At 66.8% G+C, this 9,192-nt stretch carries 4 protein-coding genes; all 4 read left to right on the forward strand.

Annotated elements, in window-relative coordinates:
* Positions 1–37 precede the first annotated feature (37 nt).
* The 4 genes from KY501_RS22750 (at position 38) to KY501_RS22765 (ending at position 9,189) form a co-directional block, all read left to right on the forward strand.
* Positions 38–1,717, forward strand: coding sequence for a long-chain fatty acid--CoA ligase (locus KY501_RS22750; RefSeq protein WP_224365335.1), 1,680 nt, complete (start codon positions 38–40; stop codon positions 1,715–1,717).
* 156 nt (positions 1,718–1,873) lie between these two features.
* Complete coding sequence (locus KY501_RS22755) at positions 1,874–3,358, forward strand: hypothetical protein (RefSeq protein WP_224365336.1); 1,485 nt, start codon at positions 1,874–1,876, stop codon at positions 3,356–3,358.
* A gap of 80 nt (positions 3,359–3,438) precedes the next feature.
* A complete protein-coding gene (locus tag KY501_RS22760; RefSeq protein WP_224365337.1) occupies positions 3,439–3,813 on the forward strand; it encodes a hypothetical protein in 375 nt (124 codons plus the stop codon).
* 282 nt (positions 3,814–4,095) lie between these two features.
* On the forward strand, positions 4,096–9,189 hold the full coding sequence (locus KY501_RS22765; RefSeq protein WP_224365338.1) for an Ig-like domain-containing protein: 5,094 nt from the start codon (positions 4,096–4,098) through the stop codon (positions 9,187–9,189).
* Positions 9,190–9,192: the final 3 nt, after the last annotated feature.

Consider the following 9,192-nt stretch of genomic DNA (forward strand, 5'->3'; position numbering starts at 1 on the left):
TACGATCGCGTCACGACTTCCGCCCAGGAGAGTGCTGATGGAGAAGGTGTGGCTGAAGCATTACCCGACGGGTGTGCCGAGCGAGATCGATCCGCGTGAGTACCGGTCCCTCGTGGACCTGTTGCAGGAGTCCTTCCAGAAGTACTCCTCACATCGCGCCTTCGTCTGCATGGACAAGGCGCTGACCTATGGAGAGGTGGACCGCCTGTCGCGCCAGCTCGGCGCGTGGCTCCAATCGCGCGGGCTGGCACCACAGTCACGGGTCGCCCTCATGATGCCCAACATCCTGCAGTACCCCGTCGCGCTGGCGGCGGTGCTGCGCGCGGGCTACATCGTGGTCAACGTCAATCCGCTCTACACCCCGCGCGAGCTCGAGCACCAACTCAAGGACAGCGGAGCCGAGGCCATCATCATCCTCGAGAACTTCGCGACCACCCTTCAGAAGGTGTTGGACAAGACGCCGATCCGCCACGTGGTGGTGGCCAGCATGGGCGACCTGCTGGGCGGCGTGAAGGGCATGCTCGTCAACTTCGTCGTGCGCAACGTGAAGAAGATGGTGCCGGCCTGGTCGCTGCCCGGGAGCACCCGCTTCAACACGGCCGTGGCGGAGGGAAAGAACCTGTCCCTCAAGCCCGTGGAGCTGAAGCCCGATGACATCGCCTTCCTCCAGTACACCGGCGGAACCACGGGCGTGTCCAAGGGAGCGACCCTGCTGCATCGCAACGTCGTCTCCAACGTGCTCCAGTCCGAGGCGTGGATGCAGCCCTCGCTGCGCAAGGGCGCGCCGATCGATCAGGTCATCCACATTGCCGCGCTGCCGATGTACCACATCTTCGCGCTCACGGTGTGCTGCCTGCTGGTCATGCGCAGCGGCGGCATGGCCCTCCTGATTCCCAATGCGCGTGACATCGGCGGCTTCATCCGGGACATCCGCAAGTGGAAGTTCCACATGCTCCCCGCCGTCAACACGCTCTACACCGCGATGCTCAACCACCCCGAGTTCGACACGGTGGACTTCTCCAGTCTGCGAGTGGCCAACGGCGGCGGCATGGCGGTGCAGGAGGCAGTCGCTCGCAGATGGCTGGAGCGCACGAAGTGTCCCATCATCGAGGGATACGGACTCTCGGAGACCTCTCCGAGCGTGACCTGCAACCCGACGGACTCCGACAAGTTCTCGGGCACCATCGGTCTGCCCCTGCCGTCCACCGAGCTCGAACTCCGCGACGATGACGGCCAGCCCGTGCCGCTCGGCCAGCCCGGAGAGATCTGCATCCGCGGTCCACAGGTGATGGCCGGCTACTGGAAGCAACCAGAGGAGACAGCCCGGGTGATGTACCCGGACGGCTTCCTGAAGACAGGCGACGTCGGCGTCATGGACGAGCGCGGCTACACGAAGATCGTCGACCGCAAGAAGGACATGATCCTGGTGTCCGGCTTCAACGTCTTCCCAAATGAGATCGAGGGCGTGGTTGTCGAATGTCCGGGAGTGCTGGAGGTGGCCGCTATCGGCGTGCCAGACGAGCACTCGGGCGAGGTCGTCAAGCTGTTCATCGTCAAGCGCGACCCATCTCTGACCGAGGAAACCGTGAGGGCGTTCTGCAAGGAGCGACTGACGGGCTACAAGCGTCCGAAGCACATCGAGTTCCGCTCCGAGCTGCCGAAGACGAACGTGGGGAAGATCCTGCGCCGCGAGCTGAGGGAGAAGAAGACGGCGTGAGCTGGCTCGGCACGAGCCGCACTCCGCTTCCTCCAAGAGCAAGCGGGCCCTCGAGCCCTGGTTCGAAGCTGTCTGGAGAGAGCGCCTCCCTGATAGGACTCCGCCGAAAAGGGGTGGCCATGACGGCTGCCTCCTCGTCGGGGAGCACTTATGCGGATGACGCGAATGCGCTGGATGGTGGCACTGTGGCTGTGCGGGTGTGGCTCTTTCGAGGTGGAACCTGAGTCGACGGCACTGGCATCGCAGGATCAAGCCGTGGTTCCCGTCGAGCAGTTCCGGGACAACTTCAACGGCGCCAACAACTCGATCGACACGGGCCTCAACGACAACCTCGCGAACCGGCAGTCCGGCTCGCTGGCCCCCGCGACGTACACCCGTGTGCCGGGCCTCTGGTATCCCGCGCCCCCTCCCAGCATCTGGTGGGCCCAGGTCAACCACATCTGGCACCCGAACACGCTGTCCTTCCATGGCCAGGTCTCGGCGCTGCGCCTGGACAAGCCCGTCTCACGAGATGCCTCGGGAGCCTTCCGCCTCTCCTTCGTCACCGAGCCCGTCGTCTCTGACGCCCGCGACAACTTCAACTGGGTGTCCGTCATGCTCGGCGGCACCTCGTCCTCCAGCGGCTACATCAGCAACACGGACATCGACTTCGGGTTCCTCATCCGCTCCAACGGCGGACTGGCCATCTATGACAACGGCCAGCAGATGACCGTGACTCCGGGGTCCGTTCCCCCTGCTGACACGTACGCGGTGAGCCTCTCCGTGCGGGACGGGCAGGTGCTCGGCACCGTCAACGGCACCTCCTTCTCCGCCCCTCTGAGCGGCCCTGGCGCGCTCCCCTCCTCGGCGTACTTGTACCTGGGCGCGTATCTGACCGAGGGGCAGGTCGCCCGCTTCGATGACGTGGCGGTCTCCCCGGTGGTGAGCCACCTGAAGCAGTACGGCTACTACTGGGCCCAATCCAGCAACTATGGCTCGCACCTGGACGAGGTGACGGCCCATACCAACCTCAACTTCGTCCAGCGCCCCGAGGATCTGGTCCTGTGCGCCGCACGTGGGGTGAAGTGCCTGCTGGAGACGCGCTGGCAGTTCTTCAACGGCTCCACGCTGCGCCCGGACTACGTGCAGGCTTGGAACCAGCTCGTCACCGCCATCACCCCCTACCTGGGGAGCGTGGGCGGCTTCTATGTCATCGACGAGCCGTACTGGGTCGGGGTGAGCGTGCAGGATCTGGAGACGTGCGTGAACACCCTCAAGAACACCTTCCCCTCCATCCCCGTGATGGTGGTCCACGCGGTGCCCTCGCTGTCGCCCACCCTCGTCACCCCGGCTCGCGCGGACTGGGTGGGGTTCGACCACTACGGTTCGATGTCTGAAGTGGTGAGCTACCTCAACACGCTGCGTGCCACGTTGAGCCCGTCCCAGAAGCTCTGGCTGGTGCCGCAGTCGTTCCTCACCAACGCGTACCCCAGCGACGCGGCGCTCGCCCGCGCGAACTGGGAGTACTACGACCTGGCGCGCAGCGATCCGCGCATCTACGGGCTCCTCAACTTCGGAATGTGGACGCACCAGTCTCCAGCCACGATTCCGCAGACGTTCAACGCCCAGCAGGCCATCGGACGGGACCTCCTGCAGCGGTAGCGGATGTCGAGGGCTACTGCCCCCGGAGCAATGGGGAGGCCTGGGACGAGGTATGCTGCTACCCAGTCGGGAGGAACACGATGCCCCGTGCACGACCGCTTGGGTGGATAGTCGAAGCCTTGGCCCTGGTCTTCCTGTGCCTCGCGATGCCCGTCGCCCTCATCGGCCTGCTCCTCCCGCTGAACGAGTACACATGGATGGAGAGTGACGGGGTCCTCCCCGAGCAGTTGCCCTTCGACTGCGACGCCCTCCTCATCAGTGGACTCTTCCTCTTCCCAGCCACTGTGATCTTCCTCGGGGGTCTGCTCGGATTCGGCTACCTCGCCTTACGGCGGAGCTCAGGCTCCAGGCTCCTCGGCGTGTCGCTCTCGCTCTTGGTACTGCTCGGGATCGGCGTCAAACTCCCGAGCTACTTTCGGGAGTCAGCAAGAGCTGCCGACGTGTGCGGGGAGTGAGCCCCCCGAGTGGTCTCCGATGAGCCTCCGATCAGGCGCTCTGCTCGATCTCGGCGTACGCAGCGCTCAGATGCTCGACGAGAAGCCGGACACGCGGCAACACCGAAGCCATCCAAGGCAAACTCACGGAGCAGGTGGCCCGCGTTGCACGAGCAGCGCACCTTCATCCGCTCATGCGCCGTGGCAGTCCCGTTCCGATGGTGGCCTGGGAGTGACATGATCCAATATTCCTGAATTACTTCAATACACCAGAAAGCTGCTCTGGCCCTCAAGGGGAAGACCATGCGGATTCTGGTGACACTGCTTGTGGCAGGACTGGTGCTCGCTTCGTGCGAGCCCCCCTTGGAAGACTCCACCGCCGAAGACTCGGAGCGGCACCAGGCGGTCGTCTGCACGGGGACGGACTCCACGCCTCCTCAGGCCGCCCTCACCTCGCCCTCCTCGGGAACGATGCTCATCGGCACGATGACGCTGCGCGCCACGGCCTCGGACGACGTGGGCGTCACCCGTGTCGAGTTCTTCCTGGGCACCCGCTTGATCGGCACGACCTCCACGGCGCCCTACCAGTTGACGTGGAACAGCGCCAACCTCAGCAACGGCTCGGGCACGCTGACGGCTCGGGCCTATGACGCAGCGTGCAACCAGGGCGTGAGTGCGCCGGTGGATGTGACGATCCAGAACGCCGGCAACGCGGCGTTCGACACCATGCGAGGCGCCCCCATCTGTGACACCGCGGGCAACAAGTGTGACTCGGTGGAACTGCTGGACGGACGAGGCCCCGTCGGTCCCGAGCCGCACCAGCCCAACACGGTGAGCGGCTCGTGCGCGGACGGCACGAGCGGCACCTACCACTCCAGCCCTTCGCTGGATCGCCTCGTCCTCTTCCGCAGCGACGGCACGGCGTTCGCGACGGGCAAGGAAGTGACACTGCAGGCCACCGTGTATGCGAGCACCAGCTACGCCCAGGAGGCGCTGGATCTCTACCTGGCACCGGACGCGATCAACCCCACCTGGACGTTGCTGGGCACGCTGACGCCGCCGGGCAGCGGCATCCGCGCGCTGTCCACCACGTACCTGCTCCCGGCGGGTGGGCTGCAGGCGCTCCGGGGCGTGTACCGCTCGGGCGGAAGCACGGCCGCAGCCTGCGCTCCCGGCTCTCTCAACGACCACGACGATCTACTCCTCGCGGTGGGCTCGGAGACGGACGCCACGCCCCCGAGCGTGGTCATCACCTCGCCCACGAGCGGCAGCTCCACGCCGGACGACGGAGGCACCGAGGTCGGCTACACCGGGGTGAGCGGCGTCGTCACCGTGACCGCCTCGGCCAGTGACAACTTCGGCGTGCAGCGCGTGGAGCTCTATGTCGGCTCGAGCCTCCTCGCCACGGACGAGCGCGCTCCCTTCTCCTTCACCTGGGACACAAGGAGCCTGCCCAACGATCTGTACGATCTCACCGCGCGCGCCTACGACGCGGCGGGCAACGTCTCCACCTCACGCGTGGTGCATGTCTCCGTCGACAACGATCACACCCCGCCGCAGGTGTCGATCACCAGCCCCGCGAGCGGAGCGACCGTGAGCGAACTCGTCTCCCTCACGGCCAGCGCCAGCGACAACTGGACCGTGGTGACGCGCGTGGACTACTTCGTGGATGGCACCTTGCTGGGGAGCGCCACCAGCTCGCCGTACCGGGTGAGCTGGAGCAGCCGCTCGGTGTCCAACGGCATGCACACCCTGAGCGCCACGGCGGTGGACCCGGCGGGCAACGTCTCGGCCCCGAGCACGGTGAGCATCGTCGTGGACAACGACATCACCCCGCCGCAGATCGTGATCAACTGGCCCTTGGCGGGGGCGACCTTGAAGGACAATGTCACCATCCAGGTCTCCGCAAGCGACGACCGGGGCGTGACGCGCGTGGAGTTCTCCGCGAACAACTTCTGGATCGACGCCACCTCCACCACGGCTCCGTTCACCGGGTACTGGGACACGCGGAAGCTGCACAACGGCACCTACGCGCTGACGGCCAAGGCCTACGACGCGGCGGGCAACGCCACGACGAGCGCTCCGGTGTCGGTGACGCTGAGCAATCCCGGCAGCGCGGACTACGACTCCACCCTGGGGGCGCCGCGGTGCAACGCGCTGGGGTCCTACTGTGACAGCCTGGACCTGCTGCGGGGGCGCGGAAACTCGGGTCCCGAGCTGTACGCCCCCAACACCCTGGACGGCTGCATGGATGGCTACGGCGGCGTGAGCTACCACGATTTCGAGTCCATCGAGAGCATCCGCGTGGCCACGAACGATGGCCTGCCCATGGTGGCCGGCAAGCGGGTCACCTTCATGGTCAACGTGTGGGCCTACAGCCGGGGCTACCAGGCGGACTCACTGGACCTGTACTACACGGCGGACGCGCTACACCCCTCGTGGACGTACCTCACCACGCTGCGGCCCTCGTGGCCCGATTCTCAGTGGCTCTCGGCCGGCTATACGCTGCCAGCGGGTTCGCTGCAGGCGGTGCGCGCCAACTTCCGCAGTTACGGCAGCACCTCTCCGTGCAGCACGGGCGGCTTCGACGATCACGATGACCTGGTGTTCCCCGTGTTCACGGACACCACCCCGCCCACGGTGTCCATCAGCGCTCCGGCCAGCGGTGCCACGGTGAAAGAGACCGTCCAGGTGAACGCGGCGGTGAGCGACGACGGCACCGTGACGCAGGTGGACTTCTACGACGGGCAGACGCTGATCGGCACGGACACCTCGGCGCCGTACAGCGTGTCCTGGGCCACCCGGAGCAGCAGCGGGAACGGCACTCACACGCTGACGGCCCAGGCCCGCGACTCGTTTGGCAACGTGGGGGCCTCGGCGCCGGTGACGGTGACGGTGAACAACGACTTCACGGCGCCCACGGTCGCCCTCACCTCGCCAGCGCAGGGAGCGACCTTGATCGGGCGGGTGTCGGTCTCCGCGAGCGCCTCGGACGACCGGGGCGTCTCCAAGGTCGAGTTCTACGACGGCACCCGGCTGTTCGCCTCCTGCGGCTACGCGCCCTGCTCCTTCACGTGGGACACGTCTGCGGAGGCCACCGGCGCGCACACGCTGAGCGTCAAGGCCTACGACGCGGCGGGCAACGTGGGAACCTCGGCACCGGTGACGGTGACGGTGGCGCGCGACACCACGCCTCCCACCGTGGCGCTCACCGCACCGGCCGCTGGCGCCACGCTCACGGGCACCGTGACGGTGACGGCCACCGCCACGGACGACATGGGGATCCGAAAGGTCGAGTTCCTCGTGGACGGCGTGGTGGCCGACACGGAAACCCTGGCGTTCCCCAGCCCTCCGTCCTTCCGATTCTACTGGGACACGAAGAAGTCGTTGAACGGCGGCCACACCCTGGAGGCGCGAGCCACGGACGTCAACGGCAACGTCTCCACCACGCCAACCGTCAGCGTGACGGTGGTCAACGACAGCACCGCGCCCCTCGTCTCCATCACCTCGCCTACGAACGGGGCTCAAGTGTCCGGGACGGTGAGCGTCCAGACGAGCGCGTGGGACAGCAGCGGAGTGCCCCAGGTGAAGCTCCTCGTGGATGGGAACGTGCAGAGCACCGTCTACAACCCGCCGTTCGTCTTCACCTGGCAGACCCTGTCCGTCACCAACGGCTCGCACACGCTGACCGCATGGGCGACGGACCCCTCGGGGAACGTGGCCATCTCGGATCCCATCACCATCACGGTCTTCAACGACACCACGGCGCCCACCGTGGCGCTCACCTCGCCGGCCAGCGGCACGAACACGGTGGGAGTGCTCTTGCTGCAGGCCAGCGCCTCGGACGACGTGGGAGTCACCGCGGTGGACTTCCTGGCGAATGGGTCTCTGCTGGGCAGCGTCACGGCGCCCCCGTTCACCCTGGCCTGGGACACCACCCAAGAGGGCAACGGCAGCTTCACGCTGACAGCCCGGGCACGGGATGCCGCGGGCCACGTCACCACGAGCGCTCCGGTGACGGTGAGCATCGACCAGCCCCAACGAGCGACCTACGACGCCGTGCTCCATGCGCCTCGGTGCACCACTGCGGGCGCCGTCTGCGACACCATGAACCTGGTGACGGGCCGGAGCAGCACCGAGCGCAACGCCTCCAACACGCTCGATGGGTGTGCCGACGGGACGCTCCCCGTCTCCAACCCGGACGAGCAGATCAACCGGCTCAGGCTGACGGCGCTCGAGGGGACGACCTTCACGGAGGGCAAGCTCGTTCGGCTGGACGTGGACGCGATGATCGTCTCCCTCTCGGATGATTACCACTCCGGGGATCAGCTCGACGTGTTCTACACGGGCGACGCGGCGCACCCCTCGTGGGTCTACCTCACCACGTTGGTGCCGAGCGCGACGGGGCTGCAAACGCTGTCCACGCAGTTCAACCTGACGGTGGGCACCCTACAGGCGGTGCGAGTCCAGATCCGCACCGTCGGCAGCGGCTCCATGCCGTGCCACAGCGGCAGCACTGCGGGCCACGATGACCGGGATGACATGGCCTTCGCGGTGAACGCGGTGCCGGACACGACTCCGCCGACGGTGGAGCTGACCTCGCCGACGAACAACCAGCAGGTGGCGCTCATCCCCACGCTGACGGCGACGGCCAGCGACGACGTGAGGGTGACCAAGGTGGAGTTCTACTCCGACGGCACAGCGCTGATCGGCACGGACGCCACCGCGCCCTACTCGTTGGGCTGGGACGTCGAGAGCCTGCCGGAGGGCCCCCACACGCTGACGGCCAAGGCCTACGACGGCGCCGGCCATGTGACGACCTCGGCGCCCGTGACGGTGATCGTGGACAACACCCGGCCAACGGGGACCGTGAGTGCACCAGCGCAGGTGCGCGGAGTCGCGCAGCTCAGCGCCACCGCCAGCGACAACAAGGGAGTCGCGCGGGTGGAGTTCTGGGTGAACTCGGTGCTGGTTGGCACGGACACCACGGCGCCATACACGGCGAGCTGGGACACGACGGGCCAGCCCAACGGCAGCGCGACGATCTACGCGGAGATCTACGACATCGCGGGCAACGTCACGCGCTCGGCGTTGATCACGGCGAACGTGGACAACATGGCCCCCTCGGTGGCCATCACCGCGCCTGCGAACGGAGCGACGCTGTCAGTGCTGCTCCTGAGCACCACGGTGAGCGCCAGTGCGAGCGACAACGTGGGAGTGACGCAGGTGGTCTTCTACGACGGAGCCTCTGTGATGGGCACGGACACCACGGCCCCCTACAGCGTGAGCTGGAACCTGCTGAGTGCAGCCAGGGGGACTCACACTCTGACCGCCAAGGCCTACGACTCGGCCGGCAACGTCACGACCTCCTCGGCCGTCACTGTGAAGGTGAACTAGGCA

Origin of the sequence: Hyalangium versicolor, from assembly GCF_020103695.1 — a bacterium.
GTDB lineage: Bacteria > Myxococcota > Myxococcia > Myxococcales > Myxococcaceae > Hyalangium > Hyalangium versicolor.